The sequence below is a fragment of the Pelagibius sp. 7325 genome (genome assembly GCF_037652055.1).
GTDB lineage: Bacteria > Pseudomonadota > Alphaproteobacteria > Kiloniellales > Kiloniellaceae > Pelagibius.
On the sequence record NZ_JBBKAH010000002.1, the window covers coordinates 1,428,969 to 1,444,186 of the forward strand.

16 protein-coding genes are annotated in these 15,218 nt (G+C 68.4%); 11 read left to right on the forward strand and 5 right to left on the reverse strand.

What is annotated here, in order from left to right; all coding sequences use genetic code 11:
• Positions 1 to 99 precede the first annotated feature (99 nt).
• Positions 100 to 759 (forward strand): response regulator, encoded by a 660-nt coding sequence (locus WDC82_RS08640; protein ID WP_340116856.1) that lies wholly within the window; start codon positions 100 to 102, stop codon positions 757 to 759.
• A gap of 2 nt (positions 760 to 761) precedes the next feature.
• The gene (locus tag WDC82_RS08645; RefSeq protein WP_340116857.1) at positions 762 to 2,186 is read left to right on the forward strand and encodes an ATP-binding protein; all 1,425 of its coding nucleotides are present in this window, start codon (positions 762 to 764) and stop codon (positions 2,184 to 2,186) included.
• Here WDC82_RS08645 and WDC82_RS08650 read toward each other — a convergent pair.
• Positions 2,100 to 2,816 carry a helix-turn-helix domain-containing protein gene (locus WDC82_RS08650; RefSeq protein WP_340116858.1) on the reverse strand — a complete coding sequence of 239 codons (717 nt, stop codon included), beginning with the start codon at positions 2,814 to 2,816 and terminating at the stop codon, positions 2,100 to 2,102. The genes WDC82_RS08645 and WDC82_RS08650 overlap by 87 nt on opposite strands.
• Positions 2,817 to 2,953: 137 nt before the next feature.
• On the opposite strand from WDC82_RS08650, the gene WDC82_RS08655 reads away from it, so the two are divergent.
• Positions 2,954 to 3,760: a methyltransferase domain-containing protein gene (locus WDC82_RS08655; RefSeq protein WP_340116859.1), complete on the forward strand. Its 807-nt coding sequence runs from the start codon at positions 2,954 to 2,956 to the stop codon at positions 3,758 to 3,760.
• 44 nt (positions 3,761 to 3,804) lie between these two features.
• Complete coding sequence (locus WDC82_RS08660; protein ID WP_340116860.1) at positions 3,805 to 4,395, forward strand: LysE family translocator; 591 nt, start codon at positions 3,805 to 3,807, stop codon at positions 4,393 to 4,395.
• Here WDC82_RS08660 and WDC82_RS08665 read toward each other — a convergent pair.
• Positions 4,392 to 7,220, reverse strand: a complete 2,829-nt coding sequence (locus WDC82_RS08665; RefSeq protein ID WP_340116862.1) for an ATP-dependent DNA helicase — start codon at positions 7,218 to 7,220, stop codon at positions 4,392 to 4,394. The genes WDC82_RS08660 and WDC82_RS08665 overlap by 4 nt on opposite strands.
• 175 nt (positions 7,221 to 7,395) lie before the next feature.
• Here WDC82_RS08665 and WDC82_RS08670 point away from each other — a divergent pair, with 175 nt between their 5' ends.
• From WDC82_RS08670 to WDC82_RS08690, 5 genes are all read left to right on the forward strand, one after another.
• Positions 7,396 to 7,992 (forward strand): sigma-70 family RNA polymerase sigma factor, encoded by a 597-nt coding sequence (locus WDC82_RS08670; RefSeq protein WP_340116863.1) that lies wholly within the window; start codon positions 7,396 to 7,398, stop codon positions 7,990 to 7,992.
• Positions 7,993 to 8,053: 61 nt separating this feature from the next.
• Complete coding sequence (locus WDC82_RS08675; protein ID WP_340116864.1) at positions 8,054 to 8,593, forward strand: hypothetical protein; 540 nt, start codon at positions 8,054 to 8,056, stop codon at positions 8,591 to 8,593.
• A gap of 38 nt (positions 8,594 to 8,631) precedes the next feature.
• On the forward strand, positions 8,632 to 9,141 hold the full coding sequence (locus WDC82_RS08680) for a periplasmic heavy metal sensor (RefSeq protein WP_340116865.1): 510 nt from the start codon (positions 8,632 to 8,634) through the stop codon (positions 9,139 to 9,141).
• A gap of 131 nt (positions 9,142 to 9,272) precedes the next feature.
• Positions 9,273 to 10,859, forward strand: a complete 1,587-nt coding sequence (locus WDC82_RS08685) for a lysine--tRNA ligase (RefSeq protein WP_340116866.1) — start codon at positions 9,273 to 9,275, stop codon at positions 10,857 to 10,859.
• Entirely contained in the window at positions 10,856 to 11,584 is a 729-nt protein-coding gene (locus WDC82_RS08690; protein ID WP_340116867.1) for a transporter substrate-binding domain-containing protein, read from the forward strand. Before WDC82_RS08685 ends, WDC82_RS08690 begins: the two co-directional genes overlap by 4 nt.
• A 9-nt stretch (positions 11,585 to 11,593) precedes the next feature.
• Here the strand turns inward: WDC82_RS08690 and WDC82_RS08695 are convergent, their stop codons facing one another.
• Together WDC82_RS08695 and WDC82_RS08700 are read right to left on the reverse strand one after the other, a co-directional pair.
• The gene (locus WDC82_RS08695; protein ID WP_340116868.1) at positions 11,594 to 12,436 is read right to left on the reverse strand and encodes a branched-chain amino acid aminotransferase; all 843 of its coding nucleotides are present in this window, start codon (positions 12,434 to 12,436) and stop codon (positions 11,594 to 11,596) included.
• Between the two features lie 182 nt (positions 12,437 to 12,618).
• Complete coding sequence (locus WDC82_RS08700) at positions 12,619 to 13,251, reverse strand: helix-turn-helix transcriptional regulator (RefSeq protein WP_340116869.1); 633 nt, start codon at positions 13,249 to 13,251, stop codon at positions 12,619 to 12,621.
• A gap of 140 nt (positions 13,252 to 13,391) precedes the next feature.
• On the opposite strand from WDC82_RS08700, the gene WDC82_RS08705 reads away from it, so the two are divergent.
• Both WDC82_RS08705 and WDC82_RS08710 read left to right on the forward strand, forming a co-directional pair.
• On the forward strand, positions 13,392 to 13,751 hold the full coding sequence (locus WDC82_RS08705) for a DUF952 domain-containing protein (protein ID WP_340116870.1): 360 nt from the start codon (positions 13,392 to 13,394) through the stop codon (positions 13,749 to 13,751).
• A gap of 6 nt (positions 13,752 to 13,757) precedes the next feature.
• Positions 13,758 to 14,822, forward strand: a complete 1,065-nt coding sequence (locus tag WDC82_RS08710) for a quinone-dependent dihydroorotate dehydrogenase (RefSeq protein WP_340116871.1) — start codon at positions 13,758 to 13,760, stop codon at positions 14,820 to 14,822.
• 9 nt (positions 14,823 to 14,831) lie between these two features.
• Here the strand turns inward: WDC82_RS08710 and arsC are convergent, their stop codons facing one another.
• On the reverse strand, positions 14,832 to 15,179 hold the full coding sequence (arsC, locus tag WDC82_RS08715) for an arsenate reductase (glutaredoxin) (protein WP_340116872.1): 348 nt from the start codon (positions 15,177 to 15,179) through the stop codon (positions 14,832 to 14,834).
• Positions 15,180 to 15,218: the final 39 nt, after the last annotated feature.

Sequence of the window (15,218 nt, forward strand, 5' to 3'; positions counted from 1 at the left end):
ACTGACGAAGCGCGAAGAATCCCGTCAGCCTGACGTAAGCTTGGCGTGGGATCCCCGCTCTCTTGCGGAAAACCAGGGAAAAGGTGGCACGAACGGCCGATGCGCGTTCTCTTGATCGAAGACGAGCCCTATCTGGGCCAGGCGGTGCAGGAACAGGTCGCCGCCGATGGCCATGCCGTCGACTGGGTGAAGCGCCTGGATGAGGGCGAGGCCGCCCTGCGCGCGGTCGACTACGGGCTGGTGCTGCTCGACCTGCACCTGCCCGATGGCCGCGGCCTCGACTTCCTGAAAACCATGCGCCGCGGCGGCGATCCCAGGCCCGTCATCATCCTCACCGCGCGCGACCAGATCAGCGACCGCATCGAGGGCCTGAACGCCGGCGCCGACGACTACCTGGTGAAGCCCTTCGACCTCGACGAGTTGAGCGCGCGGGTGATGGCGGTTTCACGGCGCTACGCCGGCAACCCCAATCCGCTCATCACCTTTGGCGACGTGAAGATCGACAAGGCGGACCGGCGCGCCTGGCTTGGCGACAGGCCGGTCGACCTTACCAAGCGCGAATGGGCGATCATGGATCTCCTGACCCAGCGTGCCACGGCGGTCATCTCCAAGGAGCAGATCGAGGAGGCGCTCTATGCCTTCGGCTCGGAGATCGAGAGCAACACCGTGGAGGTTCACATCAGCCGGCTGCGCAAGAAGCTGGGCCGCGACGCCATTCAGACGCTGCGCGGCGTCGGCTACCGCCTCGGATCGGCGTGACCGTGGCCGGCGCGAGTCCCGATCGGGAGCAAGGCAAGGCACCCTGGAGCATCGCCCAGCGGCTGAGTTCTCTGCTCACCGTCGCGCTGACCGCGCTTTGGCTGGTCGCCGTCGTCGCCGCCGCCGCCGTGGTCAACCACGAGACCAATGAGGTCTTCGACAGCGCCCTGCAGGAGACCGCCCAACGCCTGGTGCCGCTGGTGGTGGAGGACTTCGGGGAGCAATCCGAAGGTGACGACCACCAAGACGAAGCACGGGTGATCGAAGAAAGGCTCGAATTCGCCAGCCACGAGGAATATCTCGTTTACCAGGTGCGCGATGCCGAAGGTCACGTTCTGCTGCGCTCCCACGACGCGCCGGTGCGAGCCTTTCCGGCCGCTCTGAATCGCGGCCACGCCGAGGTCGGCGACTGGCGGTTTTTCACCGAGCACTACGCGCCGGCCGACCTCTATGTCCAGGTCGGCGAATCGCTGGCTCACCGCCGCGAGGCGCTCTATGAAACCATGGCGGGCCTGGTCGCGCCCCTGGCGCTGCTGATCCCGCTCGCCGGCTTCGTTATCTTCTGGACCGTGCGCCGCAGCCTCGCGCCGCTGGCCGCGGTGCGCGCTGAACTCGACGCACGCGGCGGCGCCAACCTGGCGCCGATTGCGGTAGAAGCCATGCCGCGCGAGCTGGCACCGATCATCGATGACGTGAACCTGCTGCTGGCACGCCTCGGCAGAGTACTGGAGAGCGAGCGCGCCTTTGCCGCCAACTCGGCGCACGAACTGCGCACGCCGGTCGCCGCAGCGCTGGCGCAGATCCAGCGCCTCGCCGCCGAGCTGCAGGGATCTCACCAGCGCGAAGCCGTGCTCGCCAGGGTCGACCAGGTCGCCGCCACCCTGCGCCGCCTCGGCGATCTCGTGGAGAAGCTGCTGCAGCTGGCACGCGCCGAGGCCGGGATCGCGCTCAGCCGCGATCCCGTCGATGTGATGCCGGCGCTGCGCCTTGTGACCGAGGAGCTGACGCGGCGCGGTGCGGTTGGCCAGCGGCTCGACTTCGACGACGGTGGCTGGCAGCACCTGACAGCGCGCATCGACATCGACGCTTTCGGAATCGCGCTGCGCAATCTTATCGACAACGCGCTGCTCCACGGTAAGCAGGGGGGCCGTGTCGCCGTATTCCTGGACGGGGAGGGCGCCGTCCATGTGCGTAGCGAGGGCGCGGCGGTGCCGCCCGAACGCCTCGCCCGCCTGACCGAGCGATTCGAGCGCGCGGGCGCCGAGGCGCAGGGCGCAGGCCTCGGCCTCGCCATCGTCGAGATGATCGTGACACAGTCCGGCGGCAGCCTGACGCTGCACTCACCCGTGCCGGGGCGCTCCGACGGATTCGAAGCGGTTTTGCGGCTTGATCTTGCTGAGCGGGCTCAGGTTCAACCAGCCCCTTAGGGCCTTGCGGGCGCGAGCGGTGCCGAGGGCTTCCAGGCGCCCGCTGGCCAGTGCGCGGCTCAGCGGCAGGTCGCCGCGCACGATGTAGATCATGTCAGGTAAAGTCGCTGCGAGGTAGAGATCCACCGCGAAACCGGGATCTTCCAGGCAGAGCTCGCAGACGCCCTCACGGTTGATGAACCACCACAGGCGCTGGTTCCTCGGCTGGTCGGTGAACTCGATGCGCACCAGGCTCTGCGATTTGCCGAAAGCATCGGCGTTCACCGAGCGCTCCAGCGCCCATACCAGCAGGCCCAGATCGACCTCTCCTGCGACGAGCTGGCGGCGCGACCAGCGCTGCCCCCAGGTGCCCAGCGCGACAATCATCGGGATGAACTCGCGGCCGGACTCGGTCAGGTGATAGGTCTTGCCGCGCCCGTTGGCTTGCGGCCGGGTCTTCACCACGCCTTCGGCTTCCAGTTGCTTCAGGCGCTTCGACAGCAACGTCGGCGACATCAGCGGTACACCGCGCTGCAGCTCGGAAAAGCGCGTCGCGCCCCACGCCAGATCGCGCACGATCAGCGGGGTCCAGCGTTCGCAGAACAGCTCGGAGGCCTTGGCGACGGGACAGAACTGGCCATAGCTCTTCATGGCGTCCTCCTTTCGCGCGAACAGCAGACTAACACAAGGTCCGCAGGGCACTGAACTACACTTTGTGGACTAGCCTCCTTGGGCTGCTGTCGCTCAGGCTTTCTCCAGCATCAACGTGAGAATCATTGGAGGTAGCCATGGCTGCGATGGAGAGGCATGTAGTGGAGAGTGGACAGCTCACCAAGACCGCCGCCGAGGTCTACGAGGAATTCTTTGTCCCGGCGCTGTTCGGCGAGTGGGCGGCGCGGCTCTGCGATGTGCTTCGCGTTGGCGAGGACAGGCGCGTTCTGGACGTCGCCTGCGGTACGGGCTGTCTGGCGCGCGAGGCGGCAAGGCGCGGCGCTGTTGTCACCGGGATCGACTGCAATGGCGGCATGCTGGCCGTGGCCCGCCGATTGGACGACACCGTCGACTGGTGCGAAGGGACGGCAGAGGCGCTGCCCTTTGAGGATGCCAGCTTCGACGCGACCGCCTGCCAGTTCGGCCTCATGTTCTTCGAGGACCGTGTGAAGGCGCTGGCAGAGATGTGGCGGGTGACGAAACCCGGCGGGCGCCTGGCCGTTGCCGTCTGGGATTCCCTGGATCGCACGGCGGGCTATGCCGCCATGGCCGCTCTGCTGCAGCGTCTATTCGGGGAAAACATCGCCGCCGCTCTGCGCGCGCCTTTCGTGCTGGGCGATTCGGGTCACCTGCGGGCCCTCTTCGAGTCGGCGGGTATCGCATCACCACGGATCAAGACCGTAGTCGGGGAGGCGCACTTTCCCTCAATCGAGGACTGGGTGCGCACGGATATTAAAGGGTGGACCCTCGCCGATGCCCTCGACGACGCGCAGTACGCGGACCTGCAGGCGGCCGCGCAGCAGGAACTGCAGCGTTTCCGGCAGCCGGACGGCACGGTCGCCTTCGACTCGCCCGCGCATATCGTTACGGTGGTGAAGGCGTAAGCGCCGCAGTTGATTCCTGCCGCGCCGCCTGCTACCGAGTTTGCATGCTCGAATTCGCGGCTGCGGTCTTCTTCCTGATCATCACCCCCGGCCCCGGTGTGCTCTCCGCCGCCGGGGTGGGCTCGGGCTATGGCTACCGCGCGGGCTTTGCTTATGTGGCGGGACTCTGCGTCGGCAACGCCCTGGTGGGGGCAGCGGTGGTCTCAGGCATCGCCGCCGTGGCCCTGGCGCAGCCGGGCCTGCGCGAGGTGCTGCTGTGGGGCTCGGCGGCCTACCTGCTGTGGCTGGCGGCGAAGATCGCCTTCGCCGGAGCGCGCATCGCCTTCATTCATTCCGAGCGCGCGCCGGGCTTCTGGAACGGCCTCGCGCTGCAGCCGATCAATCCCAAGGCCTATGCGGTGAACACGGCGCTGTTCTCCGGCTTCGCCTTCATGCCGGGAGCGCTGGCCGCCGAGACGGCGGTGAAGTTCGCCATCCTCAACGCCATCTGGATTCCGATCCACCTGCTGTGGCTCTGGGCCGGCGTCACCCTGCGCCGCCTCGACCTCAATCCCAAGGTCCAGCGCGCCATCAATATGGCCATGGCGCTCTCCATGCTGGCGGTGGTGGGGATCGCCGTAGCCGCGCAGCTCTAGGCTTCGGCGTTATCGAAGAATGCTTTCACCGCCGCCACCGCTTCGGCGAGGCCGACGCGTTCGGCGGTGACCTCCGGCGGGAAGGCATCGAGCAAGCGTGAGGGAAGAGGATCGAGCAGCACGAAGACGCCGCGGTCGTCGGCGCGGCGGATGAGGCGTCCGTAGGCCTGGCGCAGCTTCAGGCGGGTCAGGCGCTCGTCATAGGCACGCCCGCCGAAAAGATCGCGGCGCGCCTTGTGGATGATGTCGGGGCGCGGCCAGGGCACGCGGTCGAAGGCGATGAGGCGCAGCGCACGTCCCGGCACGTCGACGCCGTCGCGTACCGCATCGGTGCCCAGCAGGCAGGAGTCCTCCTCGGCGCGAAAGATGTCGACCAGGGTGCCGGTGTCCAGCCCGTCGGTGTGCTGGCTGTAGAGCGTGATGCCGGCGTCGGCCAGCGGCTGGGCGATCTGCTTCTGCACCGCGCGCAGCCGCGCGATGGCGGTGAACAGGCCGAGGCCGCCCCCCTTTGAGGCCAGGAACAGCGCCCGGTAGGCGGCGGCGAGCTGCGTCAGGTCGCCGCGCTTCAGGTCATGCACGATGAGGATGCGCGTCTGCCGGACATAGTCGAAGGGCGAGGGCAGGGAGAGACGCGAGACGTGGGCTGCGAGATGATTGATGCCGAGGCGTGCCTCCGCCGCGCGCCAGGCCGACTCGCCGTGGAATTCCTCGCCGTTGCTGTGCTCGCCGCTGTTGTCGGTGAGGGTCGCCGAGGTGATCAGCATGCCGTGGGCGGCCTGGCCCAGGCTGGCGGCAAAGGGCTGGCTGGGATCGACCCAGTGGCGGTAGAGCCCGACGTCGATATCGCGGCCGTCGATGCGCTCCACGGCGAACCAGTCGCAGAAGTCGCGCGGCGTCTCCTCTTGCAGGGCCCCCAGCATGGCGCGCCAGGCGGCAAGCGGCAGGATCGCGCGAGTCTCCAGGCTGCCGGCCGCTGCCTCGATGCGCCGCCGGGTGTCGCTGTCCAGGCTGTCGGATTCCTCGTCGAGGCGCGCCAGCAGCAGCCGGCGCAGCTTCTTCAGCGGTTCGGCCAGCGCCATCAGTTCCGCGGCCAGGAGCTGCGCCGCGTCGAGCAAGCCCTCGACCGGAGGGTGCGCCGGCGCCTCCAGACTGTAGCCTTGCTCCTGGCCGCCGGCACGGGCGTAGACCTGGCGCCCTGCGAGCAGCAGGAACTTTTCCATGGCACCTTCGGGGCGGCCCTCCTCGACCCGCTGGCGCCAGCCTTCGCCGGCCAGTACGCCCGCAGCCTTCAGCGCCTCGTCTAGCGCCTCCTGCGCTTTCGGGTCGTTACCCAGCAAGTCTTCCAGGCGGCGCTGCAGGCCGCGCATGCGGCTGCCGGCACGCCGGCCGCCTTCTGCGCCCAGCAGCCAGCGGCGCAGCTCCCGCGATTCGAGGCCGGTCAGGTGCGCGGCGAAGGCGCTGTCGGCGGCATCGAAGAGATGATGGCCCTCGTCAAAGACGTAGCGCGTCGGCAGCTGGCCGTCGTCGCCGCCGCCCATGGCCGCCTGGATGAGAACCAGCGCGTGATTGGCGATGACGATCTCCGCCTGGCGGGCGGCGCGCACCGAACGCTCGATGAAGCACTTCTTGTAGTGCTGGCAGGCGGAATAGATGCACTCGCCGCGCCGGTCCGCGAGGCCCAGGGTGCGTAAGGGGCCGAAGAGATCGGCGAGCCAGCCGGGAAAGTCGCCGCCCACCATGTCGCCGCCGCGCGTGCGCGCGGTCCAGCGCGCCATGAGGCCGAGCGCCACGGCGTCCTGCGGGCGGCCCTGCGCCACCGCCTCGGCAAGATTCAGCAGGCAGAGGTAGTTCTCGCGTCCCTTGCGGATCACCACCTTGCGGGCGTGCTCGCGCCGCTCGGGGAAGAGGCGCGCCAGTTCGTCGTCGACCTGGCCCTGCAGGTTGCGGGTGTAGGTGGAAACCCAGACGGCGGCGTTGTTGCGCTCGGCCCAGAGGCTGGCCGGAGCCAGGTAGCCGAGGGTCTTGCCGGTGCCGGTGCCGGCCTCGGCCAGTACCACCTGCGGCTCACCCTCGTGCTCGCGCGGGGCGAAGGCGGCCGCGGCGGCGGCGGCGTAGGCCGCCTGCTGCGGGCGCGGTTCGGAATCGTCATCGAGGAACTCGGCCAGGCGGTCGCGCGCCTCCTCCGGCCCGACCGGCCGGGTGCCGGGGGCGCCGCGCGGCGGGCGCTCCTCCCATTCCGGCAGGCGCTCCCAGACGCGCAGGCCGATGCTGCGCTTCGGTAGCGTCGCGCCGCCCTCACCGAAGCCGAGCGCGTGGATGACATAGGGGCCCCAGGCCCAGCCGGCTTGAGCCATCTGCCAGGCGATGCCCGGCGCGTCGCGGTCGAAGGCCGAGGAGGCGCCGGCGCGGGCGGCCAGCTCGGCCAGCAGGGCATGGGCGAGGCCCGGGATCGCGATGGCCGCGGCCTCGGCATCCGCAGGCTTCGGCTGGCCCAGCGCCTGGGCCAGGCCGTGCGGGGTCGGGGCGCAGAAGCTGGCCGGGCGCACGAAGGCGAAGAGCTCCAGCAGGTCGAACGCCGGGAAGGGGTCGCAGCCGAGGCGCCGCGCCGTCGCCCGCGCGTGGCAGAGCATCGGCGGGGTCTCCCGGGCGCGCTTCACCGCCTCGGTCGCCTTCAGCGTCAGGACTTCGCCGTCCGGCTCGACCCACACCGCCCGCCCGATGCCGGCCAGCAGCAGCGGCGCCGCCGGCAGGCGGACGGCCGGGGCTCCGGGGCCGGGCGGCGGGGCGGGCGGGGATGACTCGGCGGGAAGCGACGTAGAAGACATGTCGGGACTATAACGGGAACAACGGGCCCCCGCATTCCGATAAGGCGGCAGAGGGGGCTTTTCCGCAGGATCGAGGGTCGGCTTGGACGCTCCCATACTGCGGCAGGTGAAATCGGGCTATTCTGGATATGGGGTCGGGTTTCCGGCCCCCCGTGACGTGTGAAGTGGGAGCAGGATGAGTTTTGTCGCTGCGGTGGGAAGCGAAGCGGTGAGCAGGGATGCCTGCGGCGGGGACGCCGATCTGGAAGCCCTGCTGCGGGGTGACAAGGCGGCGTGGGATCGCTTCGTGACGCGCCATGCCGGGGTGATCTTCGCGGCGGTGCGTCGCCGGCTGGTGCCGGCCGGACGCGTCGCCGATGCGGAGGACGTGGTGCAGGATGTCTTCGTGCGCCTCTGCCAGCACGATTTCCGCCTGCTGCGCAGTTATGACGCGGCGCGCGCCAAGATCACCACCTGGCTGACCGTGGTCGCTCACTCGGCGTCAGTGGATCACCTGCGGCGCCTGCGCCGGCGTACCGAGGATATCGAGGCGCAGCCGGAAGCGGTGCTGGCGGTCGAACCGGTGATCCACGAAAAGGTGAAGATCCCCGAGGGCCTGCTTTCGCCGCGCCAGGCACTGGTGCTGGAACTGTTGTACCAGCGCGACATGACGCCGGGCGAGGCGGCCGAGGCGATCGGCATCGATCCGCAGACGGTGCGCTCCATGCACCACAAGGCGCTGTTGAAGCTGCGGGCGCATTTCCAGGCGGAGCTGGGGGAAGAAGGCGCGTGATGCGGGGATATTCAGGCACCGCAGCGCGTAGAGTAATTCAAGGGGCGAGAGGTTTAAGGACATGAGGGAAGAAGACGGCAAGACGAAAGAAGGCGCGGCCCTGTGGCGCGAAGCCCGCCAGGGCTGGCGTTCGCCCGCGGACCCAGACCTGGTTGACGGGTCGCCGGACGCGCTGCTGCTCGCGGCCTACCTGGACGGTGGGCTGGCCGAGGACGAGGCGGCACGCCTGGAAGCGCGCCTCGCCGGCGAAGCGGCGCTGCTCGACGAATTGCTGGCTCTGCGCGAGACCTTGCAGGCTGCGCCGGAAGCGGTGCCGGGGCCCGTCATGACGGCGGTGCTGGCACGCGCCCAGGCGGCATTCCCCGAGCGTCCCGCCATGCGGGTTGTCGAAAGCGCCCGGCCGTCGCTGCTGGACCGGCTGTTTGGCTTCCAGCTGCGCCCGGCGGTGTCGGCCTTCGCGGCTATTGCCCTGCTGCTGGCCTGTGCCGGTGCCTTTGAGCTGGGGCGCTATCAGGCCGCGCAGCTGGACACGGCCACGCAGACCGCCGACACGGCGGAGAGCGACGTCCCGGCCGAATTCGTGCTCGGCGGACTGCTTTAGAACCAGGGCCAGAGTCAGAAGATCGAGAAAGAAAGCCGATGCGTAGCAAAGTTCTCTGGTTCCTGCTGGTCGCCTCCCTGGCGCTCAACGTGTTCTTCGTCGCCGGCGTCATCTATCCGCGCCTGATGGGCCACCCCCATCCGCCGCACGATTACGATCCGGTTGCCCGGGCGGCCGAGGAATTCTCCCTCGACGCGGGACAGACAGAGGCGCTGACGGCGCTGCGCGGCCGCATGGCCGAGCGCCTGGCTGCGGGGCGCGAGGAGCGGGAAGGATTCCAGGCGATCATTCTGGAGGCTCTCGGCCGGTCGGACTTCGACCGCGCCGCCCTGGCAGAGGCCCTCGTTGCGCGGCGCGCCGGGGGTGACGACATGATTCTCGACATGACCGGCGAGTTGCACGGCTTCCTCGCCGAACTGTCGCCACAGCAGAAGGCCGCTTTCCTGGAGCGCGCCCGCGAGCGGGACTTCCTGCGCCGCCTGCTGTTCCCGCCGCGACCCCGTCCGGACCATGACGGATCTGGCCGCGAGGGACCCCGCCGCGACTGATCGGGTCGCGACTGATCCGGCTCGACTCCGAACGTTGACGCTCAGCCGCGCTCGGCCTAGTGTCCGCCTCACTTGAAGGGGGCGGCACCCGGCCGGCCCCGCGAGATCCATCCCGTCACAAGAGCGGAGCCATGAGCACAGAGAGAGACCTGGCCAAGGGCGCACGCGCCTGGCCCTTCGAAGAAGCACGACGTGTCCTTCAGCGCATCGACGGGAAAGCGCCGGAAAAAGGCTACGTCCTCTTCGAGACGGGGTACGGCCCATCGGGGCTGCCGCATATCGGCACCTTCGGCGAGGTGGCGCGCACCACCATGGTGCGACAGGCCTTCCAGCGCCTCAGCGACGTGCCGGCGCGCCTGTTCTGCTTTTCCGACGACATGGACGGCCTGCGCAAGGTGCCGGACAACATCCCCAACAAGGCGATGGTGGCCGAACATCTCGGCAAGCCGCTGACGCAGATCCCCGATCCCTTCGGTACCCATGAAAGCTTCGGACACCACAACAACGCGCGCCTGCGCGGCTTTCTCGACACCTTCGGTTTCGAGTACGAGTTCCAATCGTCGACCGACTGGTACACGTCGGGCCGCTTCGACGCTGCGCTGCTGCAGGTGCTGCGCCGCTACGACGACGTGAAGAACGTGGTGCTGCCGACCCTCGGGCCGGAGCGGCGCGAAACCTACAGCCCCTTCCTGCCGCTCTGCCCGAAGACGGGCCGCGTGCTGCAGGTGCCGGTGCTGGAGGTGAATGCCGATGCCGGCACCATCGTCTATGAGGACGAGGACGGTTCCAAGGTCGAGGTGCCGGTCACCGGCGGCCGGTGCAAGCTGCAGTGGAAGGCCGACTGGGCGATGCGCTGGTACGCGCTGGGCGTCGACTACGAGATGTCGGGCAAGGACCTCATCGATTCGGTGAAGCTCGGCTCGCAGATCTGCAGGATTCTCGGCGCGCGTCCGCCGGAGGGCTTCAACTACGAGCTCTTTCTGGACGAAGACGCGAAGAAGATTTCGAAGTCCAAGGGCAATGGCCTCAGCGCCGAGGAGTGGCTGACCTACGGCCCGCCGGAGAGCCTGTCGCTCTTCATGTTCCAGAAGCCCAAGGCGGCCAAGCGGCTCTACTTCGATGTCATCCCGCGCGCGGTCGAGGATTATCTCTCGCATCTCGCGGCCTATGACGCCAACGACGAGAAGCGTCTGGAGAACCCGGTGTGGCACATTCACAACGGCAATCCGCCGCAGCCTGGCACCAAGCTCAGCTTCGGCATGCTGTTGAACCTTGCCTCGGTGTGCAACACCGAGGACCCGGCGGTGCTGTGGGGCTTCATCTCCCGTTACGCGCCTGAGGCTTCGCCGCAAAGCGATCCCTTCCTCGACCGCCTGGTCGGCTTCGCGCTGCGCTACTACGCCGACTTCGTGAAGCCGAAGAAGTCTTACCGCGCACCGAGCGAGGCCGAGCGCAACGCGCTGGAGGATCTGGCTGGACGCCTCAGGCAGCTGCCGAAGGACGCCGACGGAGAAGCGATCCAGAACGAGGTCTACGCGGTCGGCAAGGAGCACGGCTTCGACAACCTGCGCGACTGGTTCAAGGCGCTCTACGAAATCCTGCTGGGCCAGGACCAGGGTCCGCGCATGGGTTCCTTCATGGCGCTCTACGGTCTTCAGGAAAGCCTCGCGCTCATCGAAACGGCCCTACAGGGCGAAAGCCTCAAGGCGTCGTCGTGAGCGAGGCGGCGCGCGCCGAGCTCGGCCGTCCCGGCACCCTGCGGGTCGGCATCAATCTCGGCAACATCCTGCTGGTGACTGGCCGCGCCGCCGACGGCACGCCCCAGGGCGTCGCTCCGGACACGGCGGCGGCGATCGCCGAGCGGCTTGGCGTCGCCGTCTCTTACGTCGCCTTTGACACGCCGGGCGAGGTCGCTGACGCGGTGACGCAGGATCTCTGGGACATCGGCCTCATCGCCGAGGAGCCCAAGCGTGCCGAGACCATAGCGTTCTGCGGTGCCTATGTGGAGATCGAGGCGACCTATCTCGTGCCCGCCGGCTCAGCCATCCAGTCGGTGGCGGAGGTCGACCGGCCCGGCGTGCGCATCGCCGTCTCAGATCGTGCCGCCTACGATCTCTATCTGAGCCGTACCCTGAAGCACGCTGAACTCTATCGTGCGAAGGGCCTGGCCGGCGCCTTCGAGCTGTTCAAGACGGAGAAGCTCGACGCCCTTGCGGGTCTGCTGCCGGCGCTGAAGGACAACAGCGCGAGCCTGCCGGGCTCGCGCGTTCTCGCCGGAAACTACACGACGGTGCGCCAGGCCGTCGGCACCAAGCCGGCCAACACGGCGCTCAAGGCCTTCATCGGGGAGTTTGTCGCCGAGGCAACGGCGAACGGCCTGATCGCTCGCCTGATCGACAAGCACGGCGTCACCGGCAAGCTGCAGGTGGCCGCGCCGCTCTGAGCCGCGGGTTCAGCCGTGCGCCCATTCCCAGTAGGCTTCGCGCGCGGCGGTATAGACCGGCCCCGGCTGCAGGCTGCGGTCCTCGACGCGGGTGATGGGGATCACCTTGCCGTAGTTGCCGGTGGAGAACACTTCGTCGGCCGCCAGCACGTCCTGCCAGGTCACCCGCGCCTCGACCACCTTGATGCCGCGTTCTTCCAGCAGGCGCATGATGCGCTGCTTGGTGATTCCGTTCAGGAAGCAGCCGTTGGGCACCGGGGTTATGGCGGTGCCGTCCTTGACGATCCAGAAGTTGGCGGTCGCCAGTTCGGCGACGTTGCCGACGGCGTCCAGCACCACCGCGTTGTCGAAGCCGCGCTGGGCCGCCTCGGTCAGCGCGCGCGCCGAGTTGGGATAGAGGCAAGAGGCCTTGGCGTCGGTCGGCGCCATGTTGGGCGCCGGGCGGCGATAGCTGGACAGGCAGACGGAGAATCCCTCCGCCGAGGGCATCGGCGCTTCGTAGAGGGTGAAGCAGAAGCGCGTCGACTCGGGGTCCGGCGCGACGAAGCCGGACTCGGCCCACAGCATGGGACGCAGGTAGAGCGCCTTGTCTTTGCCGAAGTGCTTGAGGCCGTCCTCAGCGATCTCCAGCATCTCACCGGCCGTGTGCACGGCCTTCAGGCCAAAGCTGGCCGCCGAGCGCACCAAGCGTTCGCAGTGCTGATCGAGGTCCGGCGTCACGCCTTCGAAGGCGCGCGCGCCATCGAAGACGACCGATGCCATCCAGGCGGCATGGGTGAGCGGGCCCATCACCGGCGGGTTGCCTTCGACCCACTTGCCTTCCAGGAAATGCACGGCCTTCGGAGCGGTCATCGCGGAATCATTCCTTCTTTGTGACGTCGATCGGGGAGCGCGACGGCGGAAAGCCTAACCGCTCGACGGAGCAAGGAAAAGCGCCGCCATGCCGGGAAATTGTAGCGGTGACAAAAGGATCGGAAGAGCGCCGGCGCCGTGGCCGGCAACCGACTTGGTACCGCGACTTTGGTGTCCTGGCTTTAGTGTCCGGACCAGGCGATGCGCGAGACCCACTGCGCCTGGCTGCGCGGCAGCTCGCGCACCACATTCTCGCGGCTCAGCGACTTGATGCGCAGGCGGTCGCTGCTGCGCTCCAGCAGTTCGGCGATCAGCAACTCGCCCTGCAGGCTGCGCAGCAGGATGCGGTCGCCCGACTTCACCTCGGCGCTGGGGGAGATAACCACCAGGTCGCCGTTGCGGTAGACCGGCAGCAGGCCGTCGCCGGTGATCTCCAGGGCATAGGCGTGGGGGTCCGGCACGTCCGGAAAGGCGGCTTCCTCCCAGTGGCTGCGCAGCGGTCGACCCTCGGCGTCGAAGTAGCCCGGCTGGGCCGCCATGGCAAAGCGCAGCTTGGGCAGGCGGCGGAAGCTCACCGGGTGCTCCTGGTCCTCGACCAGGCTGATGAACTCGGCGAGCGAGGCCCCCGTGGCGTTCAGCACCTTGGCCAGCGATTCGGTGCTGGGCCAGCGCTGCTTGCCTTCCTTGGTGATGCGCTTGCTCTTGTTGAAGGTCGTGGGGTCCAGGCCCGCCTGCCGGGCGAGGCCGGACGGCGAGAGGTTGTACCTTGCGGCGAGGCGATCGATCGCTCGCCAGACGCTCTGGTGCTCCAACATGGGAACATTGTCTTATAAAGTTAAGGGGCATGCAGCAAGAACATAGTCTTACTGGCCTCCGCGTCGCGGGACCCGCTTTTTGCGAGCTATTTCAGAGAGGGCGCTGTTCAGCCCTGTTACTCTCGACTACTTTGGCGCCCATGAATCGAGGGTTTATTTACCACATCTGCCGCAAGGACGAGTGGGCGGCGGCCGCGGCAGCCGGCCGCTATAGCGGGTCCTCGCAGGACCGGGCCGACGGCTTCATCCATTTTTCCGGCCCGGACCAGGTCGTCGCCTCGGCTGCCAAGCACCGTGCCGGCCAGGACGGACTTGTTCTACTGACGGTAGAGGCCGCGGTGTTGGGTGACGCGCTGAAGTGGGAGCCCTCGCGCGGCGGCGCGCTCTTCCCGCACCTCTATGGCGACCTGCCGGCCGACGCCGTGCGCCGGGTCGACGACCTGCCGCTTGGGGCCGACGGATACCATCGCTTTCCCGCAGGTTTTGCAGAAGAGAAATAGGAACCCTTGGACGCCTTCTCCCTGATCGGCCCGGCGTTGCGTCTGCTGGACCCGGAAGTCGCGCATAACCTGACGCTCCGGGCGCTCGAACGCGGCTTTGCGCCGCATCCCAAGACGGCCGACGATCCGGCCCTCGCCACCCGGGTCTGGGGCCTGTCCTTTGACAATCCGATCGGTCTGGCCGCCGGCTTCGACAAGGACGCGCGTGTCATGCCGGCCATGCTGGGTCTCGGCCTGGGCTTCACGGAGGTCGGCTCGGTGACGCCGCGCCCGCAGCCGGGCAATCCAAAGCCGCGCATCTTCCGCCTGCCCGAGGACGGCGCGGTGATCAACCGCCTGGGCTTCAACAATGGCGGCCTGGAGGCGGCGCGCCGCCGGTTGGAGGCTTTCCGCAAGAAGGGCAGTGCCCGCGGACCCGTCGGCGTGAACCTCGGCAAGAACAAGGACACCGCCGACGCCGCCAGCGACTACGTGCTGGGCGCGGCGGCGCTGGGGCCGCTCGCCGACTACCTGGTCGTCAACGTCTCCTCGCCGAACACGCCGGGCCTGCGCGCCCTGCAGGGCCGCGGCGAGCTGGAGGAACTGCTCGGCCGTGTCCTCGCCGCCCTGCCGCAACCGGCGCCGCCGCTGCTGGTGAAAATCGCCCCCGACCTCACCGCGGAGGACAAGGCCGATATTGCCGCCGTCGCGCTCTCGATGAAGATCTCCGGCCTTATCGCCACCAACACCACCATCGCCCGTCCCGATGACTTGAAAGGGGCGGCGCGCGGCGAGACCGGCGGCCTCTCGGGCCGACCACTGTTCGGCCCGGCGACGGCGGTGCTGGGCGATCTCTACCGTCTCACCGAGGGCAGGATCCCCCTCATCGGTGTGGGCGGCGTCGCCTCGGGCGCCGATGCCTACCGCAAGATCCGCGCCGGTGCTTCGCTGGTCCAGCTCTACACCGGCCTCATCTACGGCGGGCCCGCCCTGGTCCCGCGCATGAAAAGCGAGCTCGCCCGTCTGCTCCGCGAGGACGGCTTCGACAACATCGCGGCGGCCGTCGGCGCCGATCACCGCTACAGCGGATAGGGCAGCGAGCTAGAGAATCTCGAGCACCTTTTCCGGCGGGCGGCCGAGGGCGGCCTTGGCGCCCTTCAGCACGATGGGACGCTCGATGAGGATTGGGTGCTCGACCATGGCGGCGATCAGCGCCTGGCGGCTGAGCCCCGGATCGTCGAGGCCGAGCTCCTTATAAGGCGCCTCCTTGCGGCGCATCAGGTCGCGCGGCTCCAGTTTCAACTTCTTCAGGATGTCGTCCAGCGTCTTGGCGTCGGGGGTGTCGTTCAGGTATTCCACCACCTTGGGCTCGATACCGTGGTCCTGCAGCAGCGTCAGGGTCTGGCGGGATTTGCTGCAGCGCGGGTTGTGGTAGATGGTGACGGCCATGGCGGCGTGCCTCCTGATTGCGGGCGGGTGTTAACGGCA

Coding starts and splice junctions, on each gene's coding strand:
- WDC82_RS08640 (WP_340116856.1), top strand. CDS start 100: ATGCGCGTTCTCTTGATCGAAGACGAGCCCTATCTGGGCCAGGCGGTG.
- WDC82_RS08650 (WP_340116858.1), bottom strand. CDS start 2,816: ATGAAGAGCTATGGCCAGTTCTGTCCCGTCGCCAAGGCCTCCGAGCTG.
- WDC82_RS08655 (WP_340116859.1), top strand. CDS start 2,954: ATGGCTGCGATGGAGAGGCATGTAGTGGAGAGTGGACAGCTCACCAAG.
- WDC82_RS08660 (WP_340116860.1), top strand. CDS start 3,805: ATGCTCGAATTCGCGGCTGCGGTCTTCTTCCTGATCATCACCCCCGGC.
- WDC82_RS08665 (WP_340116862.1), bottom strand. CDS start 7,220: ATGTCTTCTACGTCGCTTCCCGCCGAGTCATCCCCGCCCGCCCCGCCG.
- WDC82_RS08670 (WP_340116863.1), top strand. CDS start 7,396: ATGAGTTTTGTCGCTGCGGTGGGAAGCGAAGCGGTGAGCAGGGATGCC.
- WDC82_RS08675 (WP_340116864.1), top strand. CDS start 8,054: ATGAGGGAAGAAGACGGCAAGACGAAAGAAGGCGCGGCCCTGTGGCGC.
- WDC82_RS08680 (WP_340116865.1), top strand. CDS start 8,632: ATGCGTAGCAAAGTTCTCTGGTTCCTGCTGGTCGCCTCCCTGGCGCTC.
- WDC82_RS08685 (WP_340116866.1), top strand. CDS start 9,273: ATGAGCACAGAGAGAGACCTGGCCAAGGGCGCACGCGCCTGGCCCTTC.
- WDC82_RS08695 (WP_340116868.1), bottom strand. CDS start 12,436: ATGACCGCTCCGAAGGCCGTGCATTTCCTGGAAGGCAAGTGGGTCGAA.
- WDC82_RS08700 (WP_340116869.1), bottom strand. CDS start 13,251: ATGTTGGAGCACCAGAGCGTCTGGCGAGCGATCGATCGCCTCGCCGCA.
- WDC82_RS08705 (WP_340116870.1), top strand. CDS start 13,392: ATGAATCGAGGGTTTATTTACCACATCTGCCGCAAGGACGAGTGGGCG.
- arsC (WP_340116872.1), bottom strand. CDS start 15,179: ATGGCCGTCACCATCTACCACAACCCGCGCTGCAGCAAATCCCGCCAG.